At 72.1% G+C, this 24,006-nt stretch carries 18 protein-coding genes and 1 pseudogene; 6 read left to right on the top strand and 13 right to left on the bottom strand.

The features are described 5' to 3' along the window. Positions 1 to 226 precede the first annotated feature (226 nt). On the top strand, positions 227 to 2,401 hold the full coding sequence (locus ACFWNV_RS17525; protein WP_383947230.1) for a discoidin domain-containing protein: 2,175 nt from the start codon (positions 227 to 229) through the stop codon (positions 2,399 to 2,401). Between the two features lie 148 nt (positions 2,402 to 2,549). Further along, entirely contained in the window at positions 2,550 to 4,988 is a 2,439-nt protein-coding gene (locus ACFWNV_RS17520) for a glycoside hydrolase family 3 C-terminal domain-containing protein (RefSeq protein WP_383947227.1), read from the top strand. Here ACFWNV_RS17520 and ACFWNV_RS17515 read toward each other — a convergent pair. Then, positions 4,988 to 6,106, bottom strand: a pseudogene (locus tag ACFWNV_RS17515) (KamA family radical SAM protein); the annotation flags it as partial. The gene ACFWNV_RS17520 and the pseudogene ACFWNV_RS17515 overlap by 1 nt on opposite strands. A 250-nt stretch (positions 6,107 to 6,356) precedes the next feature. Here ACFWNV_RS17515 and ACFWNV_RS17510 point away from each other — a divergent pair. Both ACFWNV_RS17510 and ACFWNV_RS17505 read left to right on the top strand, forming a co-directional pair. Further along, positions 6,357 to 6,509, top strand: coding sequence for a hypothetical protein (locus tag ACFWNV_RS17510; RefSeq protein ID WP_383947225.1), 153 nt, complete (start codon positions 6,357 to 6,359; stop codon positions 6,507 to 6,509). Between the two features lie 44 nt (positions 6,510 to 6,553). After that, complete coding sequence (locus ACFWNV_RS17505; RefSeq protein ID WP_383947222.1) at positions 6,554 to 7,840, top strand: ABC transporter substrate-binding protein; 1,287 nt, start codon at positions 6,554 to 6,556, stop codon at positions 7,838 to 7,840. A 52-nt stretch (positions 7,841 to 7,892) separates the two neighbouring features. Here ACFWNV_RS17505 and ACFWNV_RS17500 read toward each other — a convergent pair whose 3' ends face one another. From ACFWNV_RS17500 to ACFWNV_RS17455, 10 genes are all read right to left on the bottom strand, one after another. Then, complete coding sequence (locus tag ACFWNV_RS17500; RefSeq protein WP_383947219.1) at positions 7,893 to 8,945, bottom strand: cytochrome d ubiquinol oxidase subunit II; 1,053 nt, start codon at positions 8,943 to 8,945, stop codon at positions 7,893 to 7,895. Beyond that, positions 8,942 to 10,420, bottom strand: coding sequence for a cytochrome ubiquinol oxidase subunit I (locus ACFWNV_RS17495; protein ID WP_383947217.1), 1,479 nt, complete (start codon positions 10,418 to 10,420; stop codon positions 8,942 to 8,944). Before ACFWNV_RS17495 ends, ACFWNV_RS17500 begins: the two co-directional genes overlap by 4 nt. 87 nt (positions 10,421 to 10,507) lie before the next feature. Then, positions 10,508 to 12,031 carry an MFS transporter gene (locus tag ACFWNV_RS17490; RefSeq protein ID WP_383947215.1) on the bottom strand — a complete coding sequence of 508 codons (1,524 nt, stop codon included), beginning with the start codon at positions 12,029 to 12,031 and terminating at the stop codon, positions 10,508 to 10,510. Between the two features lie 322 nt (positions 12,032 to 12,353). After that, positions 12,354 to 13,352 (bottom strand): TIGR03842 family LLM class F420-dependent oxidoreductase, encoded by a 999-nt coding sequence (locus ACFWNV_RS17485; protein ID WP_383947213.1) that lies wholly within the window; start codon positions 13,350 to 13,352, stop codon positions 12,354 to 12,356. A gap of 35 nt (positions 13,353 to 13,387) precedes the next feature. Beyond that, the gene (gene hydA, locus ACFWNV_RS17480; RefSeq protein WP_383947210.1) at positions 13,388 to 14,791 is read right to left on the bottom strand and encodes a dihydropyrimidinase; all 1,404 of its coding nucleotides are present in this window, start codon (positions 14,789 to 14,791) and stop codon (positions 13,388 to 13,390) included. 17 nt (positions 14,792 to 14,808) lie between these two features. Continuing rightward, positions 14,809 to 16,104, bottom strand: coding sequence for an aspartate aminotransferase family protein (locus tag ACFWNV_RS17475; protein WP_383947207.1), 1,296 nt, complete (start codon positions 16,102 to 16,104; stop codon positions 14,809 to 14,811). Further along, positions 16,101 to 16,943, bottom strand: a complete 843-nt coding sequence (locus ACFWNV_RS17470) for a nitrilase-related carbon-nitrogen hydrolase (RefSeq protein WP_383947204.1) — start codon at positions 16,941 to 16,943, stop codon at positions 16,101 to 16,103. Before ACFWNV_RS17470 ends, ACFWNV_RS17475 begins: the two co-directional genes overlap by 4 nt. A 174-nt stretch (positions 16,944 to 17,117) precedes the next feature. Further along, complete coding sequence (locus tag ACFWNV_RS17465; protein ID WP_383947201.1) at positions 17,118 to 19,436, bottom strand: hypothetical protein; 2,319 nt, start codon at positions 19,434 to 19,436, stop codon at positions 17,118 to 17,120. Positions 19,437 to 19,535: 99 nt separating this feature from the next. Next, entirely contained in the window at positions 19,536 to 19,934 is a 399-nt protein-coding gene (locus tag ACFWNV_RS17460; protein WP_383947199.1) for a PPOX class F420-dependent oxidoreductase, read from the bottom strand. 23 nt (positions 19,935 to 19,957) lie between these two features. Beyond that, complete coding sequence (locus ACFWNV_RS17455) at positions 19,958 to 20,386, bottom strand: MarR family winged helix-turn-helix transcriptional regulator (RefSeq protein WP_383947196.1); 429 nt, start codon at positions 20,384 to 20,386, stop codon at positions 19,958 to 19,960. A gap of 133 nt (positions 20,387 to 20,519) precedes the next feature. Here ACFWNV_RS17455 and ACFWNV_RS17450 point away from each other — a divergent pair, with 133 nt between their 5' ends. Further along, entirely contained in the window at positions 20,520 to 21,407 is an 888-nt protein-coding gene (locus ACFWNV_RS17450) for an MBL fold metallo-hydrolase (RefSeq protein WP_383947193.1), read from the top strand. Positions 21,408 to 21,470: 63 nt separating this feature from the next. Here ACFWNV_RS17450 and ACFWNV_RS17445 read toward each other — a convergent pair whose 3' ends face one another. Further along, positions 21,471 to 22,688, bottom strand: coding sequence for an alginate lyase family protein (locus tag ACFWNV_RS17445; protein WP_383947191.1), 1,218 nt, complete (start codon positions 22,686 to 22,688; stop codon positions 21,471 to 21,473). 142 nt (positions 22,689 to 22,830) lie between these two features. Next, a complete protein-coding gene (locus ACFWNV_RS17440) occupies positions 22,831 to 23,082 on the bottom strand; it encodes a helix-turn-helix domain-containing protein (RefSeq protein ID WP_383947188.1) in 252 nt (83 codons plus the stop codon). Positions 23,083 to 23,146: 64 nt separating this feature from the next. Here ACFWNV_RS17440 and map point away from each other — a divergent pair, with 64 nt between their 5' ends. Beyond that, positions 23,147 to 23,914 carry a type I methionyl aminopeptidase gene (gene map / locus ACFWNV_RS17435; protein WP_383947186.1) on the top strand — a complete coding sequence of 256 codons (768 nt, stop codon included), beginning with the start codon at positions 23,147 to 23,149 and terminating at the stop codon, positions 23,912 to 23,914. Positions 23,915 to 24,006 lie beyond the last annotated feature (92 nt).

The following is a 24,006-nucleotide window of genomic DNA, read 5'->3' as shown; positions in this document are numbered from 1 at the left end:
CCCGCCCCCCGCTCGGCCTCCCCCACCGGTTCCGCCGCCCGCCCGGCGGAACCGGCCCCCGACACCCCGGGCCCGGTTTCCGCCCTGCCGCCGCGGCCCGGGGGCACCACCGCCCGACCGTCTCCGCCGACCCGCCGCAGACGCGCCCGACTCCCCTGGGCCGGGTGAACCGATCTCCGCGCCCCGGCCCAGGGGCTTTCCCCCGCAATTGACACCAGGAGCCGCAATGTTCCCCCCTCCCTCCACCAGAACCAGTCCCCGCCGCACCCGCGGCGCGGCCGCCCTCGTCACCCTCGGCGCGCTCTTCGCGTCCTCGCTCACCCTGGCCGGCGCCCCCACCGCGGTCGCGGCGGAAACCCTGCTCTCCCAGGGCAAGCCGGCCACCGCCTCCTCCCAGGAGGGCGAGGGCTACTCCGCGGCCGCCGCGTTCGACGGGAACCTCACCGGCACCCGCTGGGCCAGCCAGTGGCGCGACGCCGAATGGATCCAGGTCGACCTCGGCGCGAGCCGCAACCTCAGCCGGGTCGTCCTCACGTGGGAGGGCGCCTTCGGCAAGAACTACGACATCCAGGTCTCGGACGACGGGACGAACTGGCGCACCGCCAAATCCGTCACCGGCAGCGACGGCGGCACCGACGAGATCACCATCTCGGGCAGCGGCCGCTACGTACGGATGAACGGCCTGGTCCGCTCCGGCGGTTACGGCTACTCCCTGTGGGAGTTCCAGGTCTACGGCAGCACCACGACGGAACCCCCGGCCCAGGGCGCCGTGCGCGTGGCCGGCTCCCAGGGCAACTGGCAGCTGACCGTCGGCGGGCAGCCGTACACGGTCAAGGGCCTCACCTGGGGCCCGTCCTTCGCGGACGCCCCGAAGTACATGCCCGACGTGAAGTCCATGGGCGTCAACACCATCCGCACCTGGGGCACGGACGCGTCGAGCAAGCCCCTGCTCGACACGGCCGCGGCGAACGGGATCCGGGTCATCAACGGCTTCTGGCTGCAGCCCGGCGGCGGCCCCGGCTCGGGCGGCTGCGTCAACTACGTGACCGACGCCGCGTACAAGAGCAACATGCTGACCGAGTTCGCGAAGTGGGTGGACACCTACAAGTCGCACCCGGCCACCCTCATGTGGAACGTGGGCAACGAGTCCGTCCTCGGCCTGCAGAACTGCTACGGCGGCACCGAACTGGAGGCGCAGCGCAACGCCTACACCACGTTCGTCAACGACGTGGCCAAGAAGATCCACAGCATCGACCCGGACCACCCGGTCACCTCGACCGACGCCTGGACGGGTGCGTGGCCGTACTACAAGCGCAACGCCCCGGACCTCGACCTGTACTCGATGAACTCCTACGGCAACATCTGCAAGGTGAAGCAGGACTGGGTGGACGGCGGCTACAACAAGCCCTACATCATCACCGAGACGGGCCCGGCCGGTGAGTGGGAGGTGCCGAACGACGCGAACGGCATCCCCGACCAGAAGACCGACGTCCAGACCGCCGAGGGGTACACCACCGCCTGGAACTGCATCACCGGACACCAGGGCGTGGCCCTGGGTGCCACGATGTTCCACTACGGCATCGAGCACGACTTCGGCGGCATCTGGTTCAACCTGCTGCCCGACGGCCTGCGGAGGCTCTCGTACTACGCGGTGAAGAAGGCGTACACCGGGTCCACCGCGGGCGACAACACCCCTCCGGTCGTCAGCAACATGGTCGTCGACAAGGCCTCCAATGCCCCGGCCGGCGGGGAGTTCACCGTCCGCGCCAACATCAGCGACCCGCAGAACGACCCCCTGACGTACAAGGTCTACCTCAGCGGCAACTACGCGAACGGCGACAAGCGCCTGGTCGAGGCGCAGTGGCGCGCCACGGGCAACGGGACCTTCGCGGTCACCGCTCCCGAGAAGCTCGGCGTCTGGAAGGTCTACATCCAGGCCGAGGACGGCCACGGCAACCTGGGCATCGAGACCAAGTCCGTCAAGGTCGTCGCCCCGCCCGTCAGCGGCACCAACATCGCCCTGAACAGGCCCACCACGGCTTCCTCCTCGCAGGCCTCTTACGGCGACTGCCCCTGCCCCGCCTCGAACGCCACCGACGGCAACACCACCACCCGCTGGGCCAGCGACTGGAGCGACCCCCAGTGGATCAGTGTCGACCTCGGGGCCTCCAAGGCGATCCGCACCCTGCAGCTGGTGTGGGACCCCGCGTACGCCAAGTCGTATGAGGTGCAGCTCTCCGACGACGGCACCAACTGGCGCACGGTCCAGACCACGACGACCGGCAACGGTGACATCGACACGATCAACCTCTCGGCGAACGCCCGCCACGTACGGCTGAACCTGACCGCCCGCGGCACCGCCTGGGGCTACTCCCTCCACGAGTTCGGCATCTACAGCTGACCCCGTGACAGCGCGGCAATGAACGCGGAGTACCGGCCGACCTGACCCGGCCGGCCCTCCGTACGGGCCCGGCCCGCCCCGTCCGAACAACGGGGAGGGCCGGGTCTTCTCCCATGGGTGAGGAGCGGATGACGTGAATGGGGTGGGGATGGGCGAGGACTTGCTGGATCGACTGCTGGAGAAGCTCGACCTGGTGCAGAAGGTGCGGCTGCTGTCCGGGGCCACGACCTGGCGCACGGCCGGCGAACAGGCCGTCAGCCTGAGGGAGATGGTGACCTCCGACGGCCCCGCAGGGGTGCGGGGAGAGGCCTGGGACGAGCGGCTCACCTCCGCGCTGCTGCCCTCGGCCTCGGCGATCGGCGCACTGTGGGACGAGGGACTGGTCGAGGAGCTGGGGGGCCTGCTCGCTTCGGAGGCGGTCCGCAAGGGCGTGGACGTCGTCCTCGCGCCGACGCTCAACCTGCACCGCACGCCCCTGGGCGGCCGGCACTTCGAGTGCTTCTCGGAGGATCCCGTGCTGACGGGCCGCACGGGCGCGGCGCTCGTCCGGGGCATCCAGGCCGCGGGGGTGGCGGCCACGGCCAAGCACTACGTGGCCAACGACTCCGAGACCGGCCGGATGCACGTGGACGTACGGGCCTCCGAGCGGGTGCTGAGGGAGGTGTACCTGGCCCCCTTCGAGGCCGCCGTCGAGGCCGGCGTATGGCTGGTGATGGCCGGCTACAACAGCGTGAACGGCGCGACCATGACCGCCAGTCCGCTGCTCGCCGAACCCCTCAAGGGCGACTGGGGCTTCGACGGGGTGGTGGTCTCCGACTGGGGCGCCCTGCGCTCCGCCGTGGAACCGGCACTCGCCGCCCTCGACCTGGCGATGCCGGGACCGCAGGGCCCGTGGGCGGAGTCCCTCGTCCGGGCCGTGGAGGACGGGCGCGTCCCCGAGCAGGCCGTCGACGAGAAGGTGCGGCGCCTGTTGCGGCTGGCCGGACGCGTGGGAGCGCTCGATGCGAACCGGCGCCCGCGCACCCCGGCGTTCGGGCCGGACGGCACCCGCACGCTGCTGCGTCGCACCGTGGCCTCCGGTTCCGTACTGCTGGGCAACCGCGCGGTGCTCCCGCTCGACCCGTCCTCACTGGCGAAGGTCGCCGTCATCGGCGTGTACGCCGACTCCCCGCGCCTCCAGGGCGGAGGCAGCGCGGGGGTCTTCCCCGCGCACACGGTCACTCCCCTCGACGGGATCCGGGCCCGGCTGGACGGGCTGGCCCGGGTCGTGCACGTACCGGGTCCGGGACTCGGCGTCCCCCCGGCACCGCTCGGGACCGGCTGGTGCAGCGATCCCCGATCCGGGGAGCCCGGTGTGCTGCTGCGCCTCCTGGACGGGGCGGGCCACGAGCTTCATGCCGAACACCGGCTGTCGGGGCGCCAGTTGGAGCCGCCGGTGGTGCCCGAGGCGCGGACGGTGGAGATCAGCGCGCTCGTACGGCCGCAGGCGGCGGGCGAATGGACCTTCGGCATCGCCGGCTTCGGCCGCATGACCCTCGCCCTCGACGGCCGGACCGTGCTGGACGGCGCGTTCCCGTGCACCACCGACGACCCGGCCGTCGTCCACGTGAACCCGCCCCTCCACACGGTGCGGGCGACCCTGGACACGACGCGGCCCGTGCTCCTGACGGCCACCCGCGAGCTGGTGCCCGGAGCCGGGCGCGCCACGGTCGTCGCGGCGGCCCCGCCGGAGCCCGGGACGGCGGCGGCGCTCGCCGAAGCGGTCCGGGCGGCCCGCGACGCGGACGCGGTGATCGTGGTCGTCGGCACCACCGAACACACCGAGACCGAGGGCCACGATCGCGGTGACCTGCGCCTCGGCGGTCACCAGGACGCGCTGGTCCGTGCCGTGGCCGCCGTCAACCGGCGCACCGTGGCCGTGGTCAACAGCGGCGGCCCCGTCGAACTGCCCTGGCGCGAGGAGGTGGGCGCGGTGCTGCTCACCTGGTTCCCCGGGCAGGAGGCGGGCACCGGGCTCGCCGACGTCCTGTTCGGGGACGCCGAGCCGGGCGGGCGCCTGCCCACCACCTGGGCGGCCGCGCTGACGGACGCGCCCGTCACCCACGTCCACCCGCTCGACGGCCGGCTCCCCTACGGCGAAGGCGTGCACATCGGGCACCGGGCCTGGCTCCTGACCGGCCGGCGGCCCGCCTACTGGTTCGGCCACGGCCTGGGCTACACCACCTGGGAGTACGGGACGGTCGACGCCCCGGCGGCCGTCGCGGAGGGCTCCTCCTTCACGGTCCGGGTGCGGCTGCGCAACACGGGTGACCGGCCCGGCCGCGAGGTCGTGCAGGTGTACCTCGCCCGTCCGCGGTCCGCCGTCGAGCGCCCGGTCCGCTGGTTCGCCGGCTATGCCGCGGTCCACGCGGAGGCCGGCGCCTCGGCGACGGCCGTCGTGGAGGTCCCGGCCCGCGCCCTGCGGCACTGGTCCGAAGCCGACCACTCCTGGCGCACGGAGCCCGGCACGTACGAACTCCTGGTGGGCCGCTCGGCGGGCGACCTGACGTGGAGCGGAACCGTGGACCTCCAGGACGGGGTGGGCTAGGTGGCTCCGGACGCGACTCCGCGCAGGGCGGCGGCGATGTCGGGGGGTGTGCCGGGTGCGGACCGGAAGATCTCGTGGGCGCGGGCGAGCGGCACCTTGAAGTACTCGTACGGGCCGGTGTCCCGCTCGACGAACATGTAGGAGGGGACGGCGCCCGCGGCCAGTTCCGCGCGCCACAGCGTGCTCCAGGTCCGCGGGTCGTCGTTGACGTGGGCGACCAGGGGTGCCTGGCAGTAGACCAGGGCGCCGGTGGACCGTATGCGGGCGACGGCCCTGCGGGCGAGGTCGGTCTCCAGCTCGCGGGGGTGGGTGAAGTGCATCATCAGGGCGAGGTTCCGCCCCGATGCGACGACGTCCTCGAAGAGCCGCAGCACCTCGTCCGCATCCGCGTCGGTGACGAAGCGCTGGGGCCAGTAGGCGACCGACTTGGTGCCGATGCGGACGGTGCGGACGCCGGGCACGCGCAGGATGGGGCCGAGGTGGCTGCGCAGCCGCTCCGTGGACATGATCATCGGGTCGCCGCCGGTGACGAGCACGTCGTCGACCTCGGGGTGGGCGAGGAGGTAGTCCACGAGGCCGCCGGGGTCCGGGGCGGCGAACCGCAGATCGGCGTCGCCCACGAACTGCGCCCAGCGGAAGCAGTAGGTGCAGTACGCGTGGCAGGTCTGTCCCTGGCCGGGGAAGTACAGGACGGTTTCGCGGTACTTGTGCTGGAGGCCGGGCACCGACGCGCCGTCCAGCGCGGGGACGTTGAGCTGCTTCTGGCCCGAGGGGTGCGGGTTGAGGGTGCCGCGGATCTGCTGGACCGCGAGCCGGAGTTCCTTGCGGGCGCCGGGATCGTCCAGGAGGGCCGCCAGCCGGCGCTCGTCCTCGGCCGGGAGCATCCCGCTCTGGGGGAAGACCATCTGGAAGACGGGGTCCTCCGGAACGTGCTCCCAGTCGATCAGGTGGGACAGCACGTACTCGTTCACGCGGAACGGCAGCACGGTGGCGAGGGCCTTGACGGACCGGGCGACAGGGCCGGGCAGGCCGAAGCGACTGCTCAGCTCATCCACGTGCCGGGCGCCGTAAGCCCGGAATCTTCCCGTGTCCAGCTCCGCGGAGGGCGTTGAGGACATGCGGGGGTCCTCCGGTTCCAGGGTGCCGACCCGACCAAGTTCCTTGATCGTAGGCCGGTCGGGCGGGTCGGAACCCCTGGGAATCAAGGTCGGCCGATAGGAGCCCGGCGTGGCCGAAACCACGCCGGGCCGCCGCCGGGTCTGCGAGGCCTTCGCCGTTCGGGCCGGCGCCCTGGAGCAGGCGCAGTCCCACCCGTGGCCTTGTCGCGGGCGATGAGGTCGGCGAATCCGTTGCCCGGTCTGCTGGGCCGTGCAGAAGACGAACATCGCCCGGATCATGAAGCGCCGCAGCCACGTGGACAACGTGGTGGCCGACCTGAACTACAACTGGTTGACCGTTGGCGGGTTTTGGGGTGGACACGAGGTGGATTCGGTTGCGCAGAACCCTGTGAAGACCAGGTGAAACTGGTGTAGACCTACGCCCAGCGGAGCGGAGAGGTGTGGGTCATGAGGGTGAAGTTTCGTCGGCTGAGAGCGCCCGGAGCCGGCTGTCTGGCGGTGGTGCTGCTGGCCGGCTGCGGCATGGAGTCCGATCCGGGCAGCGCCGAGGTGGTGCTGCGCATCGTGGCCGCCGACTACGGCGACAGCCCGGCCAACTCGTCCGAGCCCTACTGGAAGGAGCTGGCCTACGGCTTCGAGCACGCGCATCCCGGTGTGCGGGTGGAGGTGAGCGTCCTGTCCTGGAACGACGTGGACGCGAAGGTCGCCGAGATGGTCGCGGCCGGACACGCCCCCGACATCGCGCAGATAGGCGCCTACGCCGACTACGCGGCCGACGGGAAGCTGTACGCGGCCGACGAACTCCTGTCGGTGCGCACGGAGGCCGATCTGCTGACGCCGCTCGCGCAGGCGGGCAAGGTCCACGGCGATCAGTACGGTCTGCCGTTCGTGGCCTCGACCCGGCTGATGTTCTACAACGCGAAGCTACTGGAGGACGCGGGCGTCATCGCCAAGGGCGCGTCGTGGCAGCCCCGGAGCTGGGCCGACCTGACGGCGGCCGGCAGGAAGCTCAAGAGCGACGGGGTGCGCACGCCGATCGCGCTGCCGCTGGGGCCGGAGGAGGCCCAGGCCGAGTCGATGCAGTGGATGCTCGCCGGAGGTGGCGGCATCACGAACGACTCCGAGAGCTACGCCATCGACTCGTCCGCGAACGTGAAGACGTTCGAGTTCCTGCGGGACGGCCTGGTCGGCGCCGGCCTGACCGGGCCGGAGGAGCCGGGAAAGCTCGACCGTCAGAAGGCCTTCGACGCCTTCACCCGCGGGGAGGTCGGGATCCTCAACGGCCACCCCACTCTGGTGAAACAGGCGACCGCCAAGGGCGTCAGGTTCGGAATGGTCGCACTGCCCAGTGCGGACGCCTCGGAGCCGCAGGCGATGGGCGTCGCCGACTGGGTCATGGCCTTCAAGAACGGGCACCCGAAGGAATCCGGCCAGTTCCTCGACTACCTGTACGAGGAGAAGAACGTCACGGCCTTCACCTCGAAGTACGGCCTGCTGCCGGTGACCACGACCGGCTACCGGCGGATGCTCGGCTCCGACGATCCCGCTGCCGCACCGCTCAAGGTGTTCCTGCGCGCCCTGCCGTCCTCGCGGCTGTATCCGGTGGGCAAGAAGTCCTGGGCCGGGGTGAGCGTGGGCTTCAAGAAGAACATCGGCGCCGCCGTTCGGCCGGGTGCGCTGCCCGCGAAGGTCCTCGGAGACATCGCCATGGGCGCCAAGAAGGCGGACGGCTAGCGACCTGCGGTCACCCGCACGGTCCGAGAAGGGCGGTGGCCGGGCGGGGTGGTCAGCGGTGCCGGCCCGGATCCCGGTTCACGGCCGTGCGGCGCAGGTCGTCGTCGGCGAGGGGTTGCAGGGCGCCGCTGGTGTCCAGGCGGTAGAGCAGGACCAGCGGCGGTCCGACGAGCACGATCGCGATGACCGTGACCAGGAGCAGCCAGCGCAGTGTCGTCGGTGCTCCGGCCGCCTGGTCCACGGTCAGCGAGGTGGGGATGAGATAGGGCCGCTGGGCCAGCCCCCAGGCGATGACGACGAGGGCGACGCTCCCGACCGCGGTGATCCTCGCCCACCCCGTGGCCATGCGGTGGAGCAGCCCGGCGGTGGCCACGGCGCAGACGGCCGCCGCCAGGACGAAGGCGAGGCCGACTCCGCTGGTGAGGCCGTCGTAGACGTAGCGCGCGTCGTGGTGTGTGACGACGAGGCCGACGGCGGTCAGGACGGCGATGGCCCCGAGGGCGTACCAGGCGCGCAGCCGGAAGTAGTGGACGAGGTCGGGGGCGTCGAAGCGGCGGGCGTCGGCGGTGAGGAACACCGCCCCCAGGAAGGCGGTCGCGGCGACGGTGAGCAGGCCGCAGAGCACGGAGGTCCCGTTGGACCACGCGTCCGCGGACTCCTTCGCCCCCGGAGCGACCCGGCCCGTGGCCAGCCCGCCGACCACCGCCCCGAGGAAGAAGGGCACCAGGAGGGAGGAGACGGCGAAGGTGGTGCCGTAGATCCTGCGGTGTGCGAGGCGTGTCATGGGTTTGCGGAGGGCGAAGCCGGCACCGCGCAGGACGAGCCCCAGGGCCGCGAGCGCCAGGGGGAGCCACATGGCGGTGAAGAGCGTCTGGAACAGCACCGGAAAGCCCGTCCACATGAACACCAGGACGAAGATGAGCCAGACGTTGTTCGCCTCCCAGACGGGCTCCATGGCGTGGTCGATCAGCCACCGGGGCCGCTTGCCCCGTGCGCTGCCGCCCGCGAAGAGGTCCCAGAACCCGGCTCCGTAGTCCGTCCCGCCCGCACAGGCGTAGGCGGCGACCGCGCCCAGCAGCACCCAGGCCACGACGTCCTGGATCATCGCCCTCCTCCGTCACCGCGAGCGGAACCGTGATCGTGATCCGGTGCGGCCGCGACGGTCGCCCGGCGGGGCCCGTAGGGGGCGTCGCCTTCCGGAGTGCCGGCGGCCTGGGCATCGCCCTCTTGTTCGTCCGCGATCCGCCAGCGGGTGCGCATCTTGAGCAGGACGCCCAGGAAGGTGCCGAAGATCAGTACGTAGACCGTGATGACGACGGCGAGCATCGTCCACAGCGGCGCGGCCCGGGTGTCCGTGACGGCTTCGGACACCCGCATGTTCTCGTACACGATCCAGGGCTGACGCCCCACCTCGGTGGTGATCCAGCCGCATTCCACCGTCAGTAGGCAGGCCGCCCCCGCCACGGCGGCGCACCGGAAGAACCACGGGGAACTGGGCAGGTCGCGTCGTCGCCACCAGCACCAGCCGTACCAGAGCGCGAGCAGGAGGAGCGCGCTCCCGATCGACACCATGATGTCGAACGCCCAGTGGGCGATGGTGGCCTGGGTCGCCGTGGGGCGGTCGCTCGCGGGGACCGACGACAGGCCCGTCACCCGGGTGTCCGGGCTGAAACCGGCGAGGATCGAGTCCATTTGGGGGAACTTGAGTCCGCCGGAGACCGTTCCGTCCTCGTGCAGGCGTCCGAACAGGTACTCCGGCTGGTGGGTGCCGGTCTTCCAGACCAACTCGGTGGCGGCGAACTTCACCGGCTGCTCCTTGAACACCGAGCGGGCGATGGAGTCCCCGAGCACGAACTGCACGGGGGTGAGGATCGCGGCGACGGTGAACGGAACGGTGAAGCCGAGCCGGTGGTAGTGGTCACGCCGGCCTCGCAGCCAGCCCACCGCGTACACCCCGGCCACTACGTAGCCCGCCGTGAGGACGACACCCGCCACGAAGTGCCAGTACTCGGGGCCGAAGATCGGCGTGAAGATCGCCCTGCGGACGTCGATGTTCACGGGGTTGCCGCCTGCGTCGAGCGAGAAGCCGCGCGGCGTGTTCATCCAGGAGTTCGCGGCGATGATGCCGAACGCGCCCAGCAGTGCCGTCAGCGGCAGGGGCAGAGCCAGCCAGAAGTGCGTCCACGGCTTCAGTTTCCGCCAGCCGTAGAGGTAGATGGCGATGAGGATCGCCTCCAGGAAGAACGCCCACGCCTCGACCCCGAACCCGAGGCCGAAGACATCGCCCCAGCGGCCCATGAGGCCCGGCCAGAGCAGGCCGAACTCGAAGGAGAGCACGGTCCCGGTGACGATGCCGATGGCGAACTGCACGGCCATGACCGCCGACCAGCGCCGCGCGAGCAGCAGGGCGACCGGATCGCTCTTGCGCAACCCGCGGTAGTGCATCAGCAGGGTGATGGCGGGAAGAGCCACGCCGAAGGGAACGAGCAGGATGTGGGAGGCCAGGGTGAAGGCCATGAGCTGGCGGGCGGGGAGCAGTTGCGGAGGGGGGTCCGCCAGGATCGCGATCGCGCTGTTCATCGCCACCACGAGAGCACCACCGAATTGCCGTGGCCCGGTGGCACGACTGCCACTGACCCAATGGGGTGCTCTCCCGAACCGAACGGCTCAACTGGGGCGCGGCCTCCCGGTGGCGGCGGAGGCCGAGTCCTCGGCGTAGTAGCGCTCCAGGAGCTCCCGCTCGGCGTCCCGGTGCGGGTACACGAAGAAGATCAGGATCGCGCCCAGGCCGATCGCGCCCAGGGCGATGGTGTACGCCCAGTCGTCGCCGTGGAGGAAGGACTGGCGTGCTGCCGCGACGATCTGGTCGGCGTACTGGGGGTGCTGCCGGGCGACCTGCCCGGCGGAGGCGAACGACTTCGTCAGCTCGCTCTGGACCTGGTCCGACACGTCCTTGCTCTCGCGGGAGGCGGCGATCGCCGCGCCGAAGGCCGAGGCGTAGCCGGCGGTGAGGAGCAGCCCCATGACGGACTGCATGACGGCCCCGCCGAGGTCCCGTTGCAGGTCGGCGGTGCCGGAGGCCATGCCGGCCCGCCGCACGGGCACCGATCCGGTCAGGGCGTGGGATGCGGGCGTCCCGGCGAGGCCGGCGCCGATACCGGTGAGCACGTAGGCGAGGCCGATGTGCCAGTAGCGGCTGTGCTCGCCCCAGAACAGCAGCATCCAGGCGAAGGCGAGGAAGAGGAACGCGTAGCCGATCAGCAGGGTCGTGCGGGCGCCACGCGTCTCGACCAGCTTCGCGGACCGTGGTGCCACGAGCACCATCATCACGACGAGGGGGAGGATGGCGGCGCCGGCTTCGACGGGTTTGTACCCCAGCACGTTCTGCAGGTACTGCTGGCTGATGAACGCCGATCCCATCATGGCGCCGTAGACGATGATTCCCGCGCATGCCGCGACCCAGAACGTGCGCCGTCCGGCGATGTGGAGGTCGTACAACGGGTTGGGGGCCCGGCGCTGACGCCGGAAGAACGCTGCTCCGGCGGCCAGGGCGATCACGACGAGGCCGACGACCAGTGCTCCCTGGTGGGGGACGGCGGCGAAATTGATCGCCAGTACCAGTCCCGCGATCAGGAGGACGGACAGGATGCCGCCGAGGTTGTCCACTGGTTCGGCCGACTCGTTGGCGTGTGCGGGGACGAACAGCAGGGCCATGACCAGCGCGACCACGGCGAGGGGCAGGGTGATCAGGAACACCGATCCCCAGTAGAAGCGTTCGAGCAGCGCGCCCGCGATCACCGGCCCGAGCATGGAGATGCCGCCGCCCAGGGCTGACCACAGTGCGATCGGCTTCGTCCGCCCGGGCCCCGCCCACAGGGCTGTGATCAGCGCCAGGGTGGTCGGGTAGGCCATGCCGGCCGAGAGCCCGCCGAGGATCCGGGCCAGCACCAGGACCGTGTCGTTCGGCGCCGACGCGGCGAGCAGACAGGCGGGGACGGACAGAACGGTGCCGAGGAGCAGCAGCAGCTTGCGTCCGTGACGGTCGCCGACCGCACCCAGGTAGAGGACCGATGCGGCGAGGCCGAGGGAGTACCCCACGGCGACCAGGTTCAGAGAGGTCTGGGAGGAATCGAACGCCTTCCCGATCGCGGGCAGCGCCACGTTGGCCACCGACAGGTTCAGGTTGGCCACTGCGGCAACGGTGATCAGGGACGCCAACACGAGCGACGCCCGCGCCGGGGCCTCACTCGGGACGTCGATACGGGGCGCGCCGCTTTTCGGCATGGAACCTCCGGGGCGGTGTCGGGCTCGGCGAGGGTCTTGCCTGATCTACCGTGCCGAACGCCGCCCCGTCGGGAGGACACGCCCACCGTCACCGACCCGGTCCGCCCGCCGCTGCGATCCGGGGGCTTCGGTCAGCTCGGCAGCCTGCCTGCCGGGCGGCGACCTGGGCGAGCAGCCCGGCTCGAACGGAGCGGGGCGGGAGCCCAGTGTTCCGAGCCGCTCGGGAAAGTCAGCGGAACGTCGGGATGATGTCGGAGCCGTACGCGTCGATGGTCGCTTCCCGGGCGTCGTGCATGTCGTAGACGGCGAACTGGTCGACTCCCAGATCCCGCAGGGCCCGCAGCTTCTCGATGTGGGCCTCGGCCGGGCCCAGCAGGCAGAAGCGGTCGACGATCTCGTCGGGGACGAAGTCGGCGGACGGGTTACCGGTGCGGCCGTGGTGGCTGTAGTCGTAGCCCTGCCGGGATTTGACGTACTCGGTGAGCTCCTCCGGGACCATCGAGGAGTGCTCGCCGTAACGGGAGACCAGGTCGGCGACGTGGTTGCCGACCATGCCGCCGAACCACCGGCACTGGTCGCGCGCGTGGGCGAGATCCTCGCTCACGTACGCCGGGGCGGCCACGCAGATGGTGATCGCGTCCGGGTCGCGGCCGGCCTCCACCGCGGCCTGCCGGACGGCTTTGATCATCCACTCGGTGAGGTAGGGGTCGGCTAGCTGGAGGATGAAGCCGTCCGCCTTCTGCCCGGCCAGGGCGAGGGCCTTGGGCCCGTACGCGGCCATCCAGACGGGCAGTCTTCCTTCCTTGATCCACGGGATCCGGATCGGATTGCCGTCCACGAGCGCTTCCCGGCCCTCCGCCAGGTCGCGGATCACCTCGATGGCGTCACCGAGCCGGGCGAGGGTGTTGGGGGCCCGGCCCGCAACCCGCATCGCCGAGTCCCCGCGCCCGATCCCGCACACCGTCCGGTTCCCGTACATGTCGTTGAGCGTCGCGAAGGTGGAGGCGGTTACCTCCCACGTCCGCGTTCCGGGGTTGGTGACCATCGGCCCGACGTGCAGCTTCTGCGTGTTGGCCAGGATCTGGCTGTAGATGACGAACGGCTCCTGCCACAGCACGGCGGAGTCGAAGGTCCAGCCGTAGCGGAAGCCGTTGCGCTCGGCGCGCTTCATGAGGCTGACGACCTGGGAGGCCGGCGGGTCGGTTTGCAGGACGAGGCCGAAGTCCATGCATGGCTCCTTGCTGCTGCGTGCGGGCTTGCGGCTTACAGGTACTGACAGGTGGAGCGGGGGATGAAGGCTCCGTGGCCGGCCCGGCCGGTGAACTCCCGCCGATCGATGACGAGTTCGCCCCGTGACAGGACCGTGTCGACGCGTCCGGTGATCCGCTTGCCCTCGTACGCCGAGTAGTCCACGTTCATGTGGTGCGTCTCGGCGGAGATGACCTGCTCGGCGTGCGGATCGTAGAGGACGATGTCGGCGTCGGAACCCGGCGCGATGGTGCCCTTCTGCGGGTAGAGGCCGAACATCCGGGCCGGGGTCGCGCAGGCGATCTCGATCCAGCGGCGGCGGCTGATGTGCCCGTCCAGGACGGCCTGGTGGAGGAGGTCCATGCGGTTCTCCACACCCGGCAGGCCATTGGGGATCTTGGAGAAGTCGCCCCGGCCCAGCTCCTTCTGACCCCGGAAGCAGAACGGACAGTGGTCGGTGGAGACCACCTGGAGGTCATTGGTCCGCAGCCCCCGCCACAGCGCCGCCTGGTGCTCGCGGGGGCGCAGCGGGGTGGAGCAGACGTACTTGGCGCCCTGGAAGTCGGGCTCTTCGAGGTTGTCGGTGGAGAGGAACAAGTACTGCGGACAGGTCTCGCCGAAGACGGGCAGGCCTTTGTCGCGGGCCGCCGCCAGTTCCGCGACCGCTTCCTCCGCCGAGACGTGCACGACGTACAGCGGGGAGCCCGCCACCCGGGCGAGCTGGATGGCGCGGTGGGTGGCCTCGGCTTCGAGGAGGACCTTGCGGACCTCGCCGTGGTGGCGCGGGTCCGTCTCCCCGCGGGCCAGGGCCTGTTCGACGAGCACGTCGATCGCGATGCCGTTCTCGGCGTGCATCATGATCAGCCCGCCGTTGCCCGAGGCCCGCTGCATCGCGCGCAGGATCTGCCCGTCGTCGCTGTAGAAGACCCCGGGATACGCCATGAACAGCTTGAAGGAGGTGACCCCCTCCCCCACCAGGTGGTCCATCTCCTTCAGGGTCCGCTCGTTGACGTCCGAGAGGATCATGTGGAAGGCGTAGTCGACGGCGCACTGGCCGTCGGCCTTGGCGTACCAGGTGTCGAGGCCCTCGCGCAGGGCGTGGCCCGGGGTCTGGACCGCGAAGTCCACGATGGTGGTGGTGCCGCCCCAGGCGGCGGCCCGGGTGCCGGTCTCGAAGGTGTCGGAGGCGGCGGTGCCGCCGAAGGGCAGCTCCATGTGGGTGTGGGCGTCGACCCCGCCGGGGATGACGTACTTCCCGCTCGCGTCGATCGTCCGGTCGGCCGTCCACGTGCCGGCGGCCGCCGTGCCGTGTGCCGCGAGGGCGGCGACCCGGCCGTCCTCGATCAGCACGTCGGCGTGGAGCTCGTCGGACGCGGTGATGACGAGCCCGCCTCGGATGAGGGTGCGGATGCTGCTCATGTACGTCTCCCCCGGTGCTAGTTGAGACTTCTGAGGGCTTCGGCGAGGATTTCTGCGCCCTCTTCCGCCTCGGCGACGGTGAGGGAGAGCGGCGGCGCGATGCGCAGCACGCTGGTGTTGTAGCCGCCGCCCTTGCCGAGCAGCAGGCCGCCGGCGCGGGCGGCCTCCAGTACGGCGGCGGCCGCGTCCGGGTCGGCCTGGTCGGTGCCGGGTTTCGTCAGTTCGAGCCCGGCCATCAGGCCCCGGCCGCGTACCTCCCGTACGGCGGGCACGGTCGCGGCGATGGCCCGCAGCCGCTCCAGCAGCAGGCCGCCGACGCGGCGGGCGTTGCCCTGGAGGTCGTGTTCGAGGAGGTAGCCGAGGTTGGCCACGCCCGCCGCCATGGTGACGGGTGAACCTCCGAAGGTGGAGATGGAGTTGGAGTCGAGGCAGTTCATCACCTCGGCGCGGGCCACGACCCCGCCGATGGACATGCCGTTGCCGATGCCCTTGGCAAAGGTGACGATGTCCGGCGGGCCGTTCTGGGCGTGGGCCTGCCAGCCCCAGAAGTGCTCGCCGGTACGGCCCCAGCCGGTCTGCACCTCGTCGCTGATCCAGAGGATGCCGTGCCGGTCGAGGACCTCGCGGAAGGATCCGTAGAGCCCGTCGGGCGGCGAGGTGAACCCGCCGACGCCCTGCACCGGTTCGGCGATGAGCGCGGCGACCCCGCCGCGCGCCTGGCCGAGCACGTCCTCCAGGTCGGCGACGGCCGCGGCGGTGAAGGCGGTGTCGTCGAGGTGGGCGAAGGGGCCGCGGGTGCGGACCGCTCCGTGGACGTAGTACGTCTGGAGCGGCGAGAGGCTGGTCGGGGACCAGCCGCGGTTGCCGGTGATCGAGACGGTGGAGAAGGACCGGCCGTGGTAGCTGTTGCGCATCGCCAGGATCTGGTTGGAGCGGCGGTACGTCGTCGCGAGCAGCAGGGCGGTGTCGTTGGCCTCGGTGCCGGAGGTGGTGAAGAAGACCCGGGCGTCGGGGATGCCGGACAACGCCGCGACCCGCTCGGCCAGTTCGATCATCGGGCGGTTGAGGTACAGGGTGGAGGAGTGGATGATCCGCCCGGCCTGTTCGGCGACGGCCTTGGTGACCTCGGGCAGGGCGTGGGCGGTCATCGTGGTGAGGATGCCGCCGAAGAAGTCCAGGTAGCGGTTGCCGTCCGCGTCCCAGACGTGGCGGCCCTCCCCGTGGGTGAGTTCGAGGGGGCGGTCGTAGTAGAGCGCGAGCCAGTCGGGCAGGACGGAGCGGTGCCGGCTGTGCAGGGGGATCGGGTTGGTCACGGCTGTACGAGTCCTCCGTAGGCGTCGGGGCGGCGGTCGCGGTAGAAGGCCCACTGGTCGCGGACCTCCTTGATGAGGTCGAAGTCCAGGTCGCGGACGAGGAGTTCCTCCTCCTTGTCACTGGCGACCTCCCCGACGAACCGGCCGCGCGGGTCGACGAAGTAGCTGGTGCCGTAGAAGTCGTTGTCGCCGTACTCCTCCTGGCCGACGCGGTTGATCGCGGCGACGAAGTACTCGTTGGCGACGGCGGAGGCGGGCTGCTCCAGCTGCCACAGGTACCCGGACAGGCCGCGCGAGGTGGCCGAGGGGTTGTAGACCAACTGGGCGCCGTTCAGGCCGAGTTCGCGCCAGCCTTCCGGGAAGTGGCGGTCGTAGCAGATGTAGACGCCGATCCGGCCGACGGCGGTGTCGAAGACCGGGAAGCCGAGGTTGCCCGGGCGGAAGTAGTACTTCTCCCAGAAGCCCCTGACCTGGGGGATGTGGTGCTTGCGGTACTTGCCGAGGTAGCTGCCGTCGGCGTCGATGACCGCGGCGGTGTTGTAGTAGAAGCCCTCGGACTCCAGCTCGAAGACCGGTACGACGATCACCATGCCGGTCTCGCGGGCGAGGGCCTGCATCCGCTGGACGGTGGGGCCGCCGGGGACGGCCTCGGCCCAGCGGTAGTGCTCGGGTTCCTGGACCTGGCAGAAGTAGGGGGCGTTGAAGACTTCCTGGAAGCCGATGATCTGCGCACCCTGGGCGGCGGCCCGGCGGGCGTGCTCCTCGTGTTTGGCGATCATCGACTCGGTGTCTCCGGTCCAGGTGGCCTGGACGAGTGCGGCGCGGACGACTTGGGCCATGAGCTGCTCCTCGCGACGGGGTACGCCGGCTTCTACGCACGTAGAGGGTGTACGACGGCTGCGCGTAGGGAGTTGAAGGTAGGCCTCGGCCACGCCCGGGGCAAGACCGCGTTGCGCGGTTGGAGTAGTGGATCACCAAACGCAGGAGTTACGTCGCCACGTGATCGTTTCCGGTCAGGCGACGGGCAGATTCGCGACTCGAAGCGCGTGCAACAGGTCGCGGTGATGAGCCCCCGAGAGGGCTTCGGCGGCCCGGAGCAGCCGGGGCGCGAACCACCGGGGGTCCCGGCGGGCGAGCCGGGCCGACTCCTCGGCGGTGCGGACCCGGACGAACGCGGCGAGCAGGGCGTCGGCCTCCTCCGCATGGCCGGCCGCCGCGAGCACCAGGGCCGCCTCGGCGATCTCGGCGGCCGGGCGGGCGGCGCCCTGGCGCAGCAGGGCGTCGCGGTCGGCCGGTCCGAGCGCGGCGGCGGCCGCGGCGAACCGGGCGGGCGGCAGCGAGGCCGCCTCCCAGAGCAGGGTGGCCCAGTCCGCGGCCAGCCCGGCCCGCCCCAGCTCCTCCCCCAGCCGCACCAGCCGCTCGGCGGGCCCGGCGGCCGCCTCGCAGAGCAGCACGTGCGCCTCCCCACTCCGCCCCTGCCCGCGCAAGGCCACAAGCCCCTCCACAAACCCGACGAACCCCTGCGGACCGCCACCCCCACTGGCCTCGCCCCACTGCGCACCGCCGCGACTGCCATCGAGGGAGGCCGCACCGGACCACTCGGCACCGCTGCGGCGGGGGCCGCCGGAGGCTGCGTCGGACCACTCGGCACCGCCGCCGCGGGGGCCACCGGAGGCTGCGTCGGACCACTGCGGGGCCGCACCGTGGGGGCCGCCACCGGAGGTCCCGGCAGACCGCGGAGTGCCGGCGCCCCGGGGGCCACCCTCGGAGGCCTCGTCAGACCACTGCGGGGCCGCACCTCGGGGGCCGCCACCGGAGGCTGAGTCAGACCACTGCGGGGCCGCACCATGGGGGCCGCCGCCGGAGGCCGCATCGGACCACTGCGGGGCCGCACCGTGGGGGCCGCCGCCGGAGGCGGAGCCGGTTCGCTGGGCGGAGGCGGCGGGCGGGCCGCCTGCGCGTGTCTGGTCCGGCCATGGGGTGGGCCCTCCCTGCGGGTGCGGCCGGAGCGCCGGGTCGGGGGCGGGGGCCGTGCCCGGCGCGGGGGTGAGTCCCGCGCTCCAGGCCGGGGTACCGGGCGGGCGTCCGCCCTGGCCCGTAGGGCCGGGGTCGCCAGCCGGTCGGCCGGCGGTGCCTGCGGCCGGGCTCCAGGCGGGCTCGTGCAGGGGTCCCCGGGCCCGGCCGGTGTGGTCGTCGTGGCGGGCTCCCCGCGTCGGGGCCACCTGCCCGGCGCCGGCTGCCGAAGCGGCCTGCTCCGGGCCCGGATCCCCCGCCGGGGCGGGCTCGGCCGCCTCGCGGGCGGGCCGCCCGAAGCGGGCGCCGCGCAGGGGTGTTGCGGACGAGGGGTGTCCCGGCGGCACGACGACGGCCAGGGCTTCGGGCTCCGCCGCACCCGCGTACCGGGCCCCGCCGCTGCGCCGCCCACCGCGCAGCCACCGCCCCTCGGCGCGCCGGACCGGCTCCTCCGCCCCTTCGGGCACCGGGGCGGAGGCCGCACCCGATCCCGCGTCGGACATCACGCCCGACGTCAGGTCCGACGCCGCGCCCGACGCCGCGTCCCGGCCCACACCCGAAGCCGTATCCCAACCCTTACCGGACGCCCGCCCCGATCCCGCACCCGACGCCACGTCCCACGCCCCGCCCGACGCCGCATCCCACAGCCCGCCCGATCCCGCCTCCGGCGCCACGTCCCACGGCCCGCCCGACCCCGCACCCGCAGGCTCCGTCGCCCACCCCGTGGCCCGGGGTCCCTGCTGCGTCCCTTCCCGGGGGCCCGGCCAGGCCGGGGCGGGGTCCGCGCCGGGCGAGGTCGCGGTGCGCTGGGCGGGTACCGCGTGCAGGGGCTCCGGCGTGCCCGGTGGTGGGGATCCGGGGAGGCCGTCCTCCGGGGCCACCGTCTCCAGGCGGGTCGTCAGGTCCTCGTGGCGGGCCGCCGCGCGGGCGGCGTCGTCGCGGGTCCAGGAGAGTTCCCGGGAGAGAGCCTGTGCCTGCGCCGGGTCCGCCGACTCCGCGAGCCGCGCCGACAGTACGCGCAGGGCCGACCGGGCCCGGGCCTGCTGCTCCGCGGCCGACACGAGCAGGGTGCGCAGTTCTTCCACCCCGCCCGGCAGCCGGTCCCAGACCTCGACCGCGGCGGCCCGCAGACCGGCCGCGTACTGCGTCTCCCGGGCGATCGCCATCGTGCCCGTCGAGGCGGTCAAGTCGCCGAGCAGTGACTCCAGTACGTCCCACGGAGGCATCGCCGCCCCGTCCAGACAGGCCCGCATCCCTTCCGGGTCCCGCCGCAGGAACTCCCCGTACCAGCCCGCCCCCGGATCCAGTCGCTGCGTCAATCCCCGCATGTATCCGGAGAGTTGGCCGATCACCTGCGAAGTCGCGGTCTCCATCCCCGCATTGGATCCCACTGGTGTTACGGGCGGGCTACAGGAGTCTCAAAGCTTGACGGCGGGCGGGGCAAGCCTGACCGCGATCGCGGTGTGGGGCCGTCCGCGCCGGACGATGGCGGCCGGCACGTCGAGCATCCAGAACTGCCACGTGTACTTGCGCAGCATGAGCTTGCGCACCCGCTTCAGCCCCGCCCCGTCCAGCAGCCGCGCCTCGCCCTCGGCCACGGCGGCGCCTTCGGCGACCTGCCCGCGTACGTCGCAGGCCACGACCGTGACCCGGCCGTTGTTGCGGATCCGCTTGACCTTCCAGGCGTCGTCGCGCGTCCACACGTACAGCTCGTCGTCGTCCGCCACCGCCCACACGGGCGTGGCCACCGGCGTGCCGTCCTTGCGGAAGGTGGTGAGACTGACGTACCTCGCTCTGCCCAGCTCCTCGATCGTCATGCGCCCGACCCTACGCGGCCCGGTCAACGGGGGGTGACGACCCGCTCCAGGAGCCCTCGCAGCACGCTCTGCTCCTCGGGGGCGAGCCCGGACACCGGCGAGTCCACGGAGAGGAGTTCGAGGAGCCGCACGCGCAGGGCGGCGCCCTCGGGCGTGAGGACGAGCTGCTTGGCGCGGCGGTCGGTGGGGTGCGGGTGCCGTTCGATGAGGAGCTGCTTCTCCAGTTTGTCGACGACGAAGGTGGCGTTGGAGGGCTCGCAGCTCATGCGCTCGGCGAGTTCCCGCATGGTGATCGGACCGCTCATCTCCCGCAGCGCGGTCGCCTGGGCCGCGGTGAGGCCCAGGGTGGCGGCGCGCTCGCGCACGTGCTCGGCGATGCGGTGGGCCAGCCCGTCCACCAGCCCGCACAGCTGCCGCTCGGCGAGGACCTGGTGTTCGGGGGGTGTCGTCATGGCCCCAGTTTACCAAGTCCGTCAAGCAAGAACATTTACAGCTTGAATGATTCAAGCTTGATGCTTATGGTTGGCCTCACCACCCCGACAGACCCGCCGCGGTCATCTGACGATCACTCACAAGGGAGCTCCCATGTCCGACTTGACGACGGCGACGCACGAAGGACGACTCAACCGGCCCTCGGGAATCCGCTCGCTGTGGCTGGGCGACACGAAGGTCTCGTACGTACCGGACGGCGACGCACGGCTCCGGCCACTGGCACTGCTCCCGGACACCACCGACGAGGTGTGGGCCGCCCGCCCCGAGTACCTGGACCCCGCGGGCCGCCTCGTGGCGAGCGTCGGCGCCCTGCTGGTGGAGCACGGCGGCCGCGCGCTGCTGATCGACGCGGGCGTCGGCCCGCAGACGCTCACCTCCCCCGACGGCCCCATCGCCGAGATCCACGGGGGCGCGCTCCCGGACAGCCTGGCCGAACTCGGCCTGGACCCCGGGGACATCGAGGCGGTGGCCCTCACCCACCTCCACTCCGACCACGTCGGCTGGGCCGTCCACCCCGTGCCCGGCGAGGACCGGCCCCTCTTCACCCGCGCCGAGTACCTGATCGCCGCGCCCGAGTGGGACCGGCCCGGCCTCCTCGCGGCGGAGGGCACGGCCGAGTGGGTATCCGCCCTCGCACCGCGCGTGCGCACGCTCGACGACGGGCAGGAGGTTTTCCCCGGGGTCCGGGTGCGGATCACCCCCGGCCACACCGTGGGGCACGCCGAGTACGTCATCACCGGGGGCGGCCGGCGTCTGATCGCCTTCGGCGACGCCGCCCATTCGCCGGTGCAGATCGACCACCCCGACTGGTCCTCGGCCTTCGACCACGACCTCGCCCGGACCGCCGTCCACCGCCACCGGCTGGTCGCCGAGCTGGCCGAGCCGGACACCATCGGCTTCGGCGTCCACTTCGCCGACGTGCCGTTCGGACACGTCCGCCGGACCGGCGAGGGCCCGGCCTGGCATCCCGTGGACGCCTGACGAAGAACCGCGGCCCCACCCAGGCGGCCCCACTCAGGCGACCCCAACCCAGGCAACCCCGCCTCAGGCGGCCGGCGCCGCCTCCCCGTGGGTGAGGGTCTCCCACGCCACGAACAGGTCGTCCGTCCCGGCCGGCCGGGTCTTCTCGACCAGCTCGCGGGTGTACGGGAGTTTCGCGCCCGTCCGACCCGCATAGTGCTGGAGCGCCACTTCCAGGTCGGGGCCCATCGTGCGCTCCAGTTTGCCGCCGCACAGCCATGCGGGGGCCTCTTCGCCGAGCTGGTACTTCGCGTGGAACTCCAGTGCCGCCCGGAGCCGCTCGCCCTGTTCCCCGTACAGGTCGATGCCCTGGTGCCAGGCCGTCTCCGCGATGTGCGCGGAGGCCGCGAGGGCGTAGCCGACGTGCATGAGGTTGCGGCAGGTCTCCTGGGCGACGCCGTCCACGTACGCCCCCTGGCCGAACCAGTACGCCGCGACCTTGTCCGGCGAGTCGATGGCGGTGCGCGGCGGGGCCAGCGGGTGCGCGCCGTCCCGCTTGAGGTAGAAGTACGCCGGGACGCGCTCGCGGAACCGCTCCAGCGACTCCCGGAAGACGGCCCGGTCCTCCAGGAAGACGGAGATGCCCAGGGCGGCGTCGGTCATGGCCAGCTCCCAGTTGCCGTTGTACGCCAGCACCTGCGCGCGGACGGCGGGGAGGTAGGCGGTGCGCAGCATCTCCTTGAAGCGGGCGACCCGTTCGTTCCCCCAGCCCGGGTAGTCGGCGTGGACGATCTCGGCGGCGCGCGCCCAGGTGGAGCCGGACCAGGCGGCCTGGAGGCCTGCGTTGTCCTCGGCGTGGCGCTTCATCACGGCCGACCAGCCGTCCATGATCTGCACGGCCTTGCGGGCGTGGGAGGCCTTGCCGTTCACCGACCAGAGCAGGGCGTGGGTGTAGGCGGCGATCGCGTCCTGCCGTTCGTCCAGGCAGGACTGCGGCCCCGAGTTGAAGGGGCAGGGCACGACGTCGGCCGGGTGCGCCTGGTAGTCGAGGGAGGCGTAGCGGCTCTTCAGGAGGGCCCGGTACGCCGAGTTCCAGGGCTCCTTGCCGGCCGCGACCATCCGCTTCGCGTGCTGGAGCCGGGTGTGGCCGACGACGACGCCCGGGTGGCGGAAGACCACCTCGCTCGGGTCCTGGGCTTGGGCCCGGCCCTCGGGGGCGGCGCATGCCGCGAGGAGCAGGCCGCCCGCGAGGAGGGCGCCCACGAGTCCGAGGCCGAGTCGCTTGGATGTGGATGCGTTCATGTCTGACACGCCTTCAGACTTGCCCCACGCCCCGGCGCTCCCACCGCCGATTGGGCCGTTCGGCCTGCGGCCCCGTCCTAACGGCACACCGAAGGGCGGGCCCGCGGGCCGAACGGCCGCGACCCGCCCGCTCCCCCGGACCTCACACGGGCACGAGGGCGCAGCTCCGCAGCACGTCGTCCAGGGAGAGCCCCAGGGCCCCGGCGAGGGCGGCGACGGTGAAGAAGGCCGGGGTCGGGGCCCGGCCGGTCTCGATCTTGCGGAGGGTTTCGGCGGAGAGCCCGGCACTGGCCGCGACCTCGACCATGCTGCGGCCACCGCGGGCCGTGCGCAACAGGGCGCCGAGCCGCTCGCCGCGCTCGCGCTCTTCGGGGGTGAGGGGGGTACGGACCATGCCTTCATCCTACCCCGGAACCCAATAAGTATCCCGTTACAGTTATACCGGTATAGTTATTGGCATGGTGGAACTCAAGACAGACCGATCGATCGACCAGATGCGCGCCGCCGGCCGCGTCGTCGCACACGCCCTCGCCGCCGCCCGGGACCGGGCCGCCGTGGGGGTCTCCCTGCTGGAGCTGGACCTGGTGGCGCGCGAGGTGCTCCGCGAGGCCGGGGCGAGCTCGCCCTTCCTCGGCTACCGGCCGCGGTTCGCCCCGGTGCCCTTCCCCGCCGTCATCTGCGCCTCCGTGAACGACGCGATCGTGCACGGCATCCCCGACGACTACCGGCTGCGCGACGGCGACCTGGTCAGCATCGACTGCGGCGCGAAACTGGACGGCTGGGTCGGCGACGCGGCCGTCAGCTTCACCGTGGGCGCCGCCCGCCCCGCCGACCTGCGGCTCATCGCGACCTCCGAGGCCGCCCTCGCGGCGGGCATCGCCGCCGCCCGGCCCGGCAACCGCGTCGGCGACATCGCCCACGCCATCGGCACCGTCTGCCGCGCCGCCGGGTACGGAATCCCCGACGGCTTCGGCGGCCACGGCGTCGGACGCTCCATGCACGAGGAGCCGGGCGTGCCCAACGAGGGCCCGGCCGGGCAGGGTACGAAGCTGCGCGCCGGCATGGTGATCGCGATCGAGCCGATGCTCATCGCGGGCGGCACGGACGACTACGCCTGCGACCCCGACGGCTGGACCCTGCGGACCGTCGACGGCAGCCGCGCCGCACACTCCGAGCACACGGTCGCGATCACCGCCGCCGGCCCGAGGATCCTCACCGCCCTCTAGGTCGTCTCTTTCGGATCTTGTCGGCCGAGCCCGCGGCGTCTGGTGCCGTGCCTGGGCGTGCTGCCGGGGCGTTCGCGTACTGGGCGTACGTG

The sequence above is a fragment of the Streptomyces sp. NPDC058401 genome (assembly GCF_042722885.1).
Taxonomy (GTDB): Bacteria; Actinomycetota; Actinomycetes; order Streptomycetales; family Streptomycetaceae; genus Streptomyces.
The sequence above is the reverse complement of the archived record's forward strand: the minus strand, read 5'-3'. Positions and strand labels throughout refer to the sequence as shown.

Coding starts and splice junctions, on each gene's coding strand:
- ACFWNV_RS17525 (WP_383947230.1), top strand. CDS start 227: ATGTTCCCCCCTCCCTCCACCAGAACCAGTCCCCGCCGCACCCGCGGC.
- ACFWNV_RS17520 (WP_383947227.1), top strand. CDS start 2,550: ATGGGCGAGGACTTGCTGGATCGACTGCTGGAGAAGCTCGACCTGGTG.
- ACFWNV_RS17505 (WP_383947222.1), top strand. CDS start 6,554: ATGAGGGTGAAGTTTCGTCGGCTGAGAGCGCCCGGAGCCGGCTGTCTG.
- ACFWNV_RS17500 (WP_383947219.1), bottom strand. CDS start 8,945: ATGATCCAGGACGTCGTGGCCTGGGTGCTGCTGGGCGCGGTCGCCGCC.
- ACFWNV_RS17495 (WP_383947217.1), bottom strand. CDS start 10,420: ATGAACAGCGCGATCGCGATCCTGGCGGACCCCCCTCCGCAACTGCTC.
- ACFWNV_RS17485 (WP_383947213.1), bottom strand. CDS start 13,352: ATGGACTTCGGCCTCGTCCTGCAAACCGACCCGCCGGCCTCCCAGGTC.
- hydA (WP_383947210.1), bottom strand. CDS start 14,791: ATGAGCAGCATCCGCACCCTCATCCGAGGCGGGCTCGTCATCACCGCG.
- ACFWNV_RS17470 (WP_383947204.1), bottom strand. CDS start 16,943: ATGGCCCAAGTCGTCCGCGCCGCACTCGTCCAGGCCACCTGGACCGGA.
- ACFWNV_RS17460 (WP_383947199.1), bottom strand. CDS start 19,934: ATGACGATCGAGGAGCTGGGCAGAGCGAGGTACGTCAGTCTCACCACC.
- ACFWNV_RS17455 (WP_383947196.1), bottom strand. CDS start 20,386: ATGACGACACCCCCCGAACACCAGGTCCTCGCCGAGCGGCAGCTGTGC.
- ACFWNV_RS17450 (WP_383947193.1), top strand. CDS start 20,520: ATGTCCGACTTGACGACGGCGACGCACGAAGGACGACTCAACCGGCCC.
- ACFWNV_RS17445 (WP_383947191.1), bottom strand. CDS start 22,688: ATGAACGCATCCACATCCAAGCGACTCGGCCTCGGACTCGTGGGCGCC.
- ACFWNV_RS17440 (WP_383947188.1), bottom strand. CDS start 23,082: ATGGTCCGTACCCCCCTCACCCCCGAAGAGCGCGAGCGCGGCGAGCGG.
- map (WP_383947186.1), top strand. CDS start 23,147: ATGGTGGAACTCAAGACAGACCGATCGATCGACCAGATGCGCGCCGCC.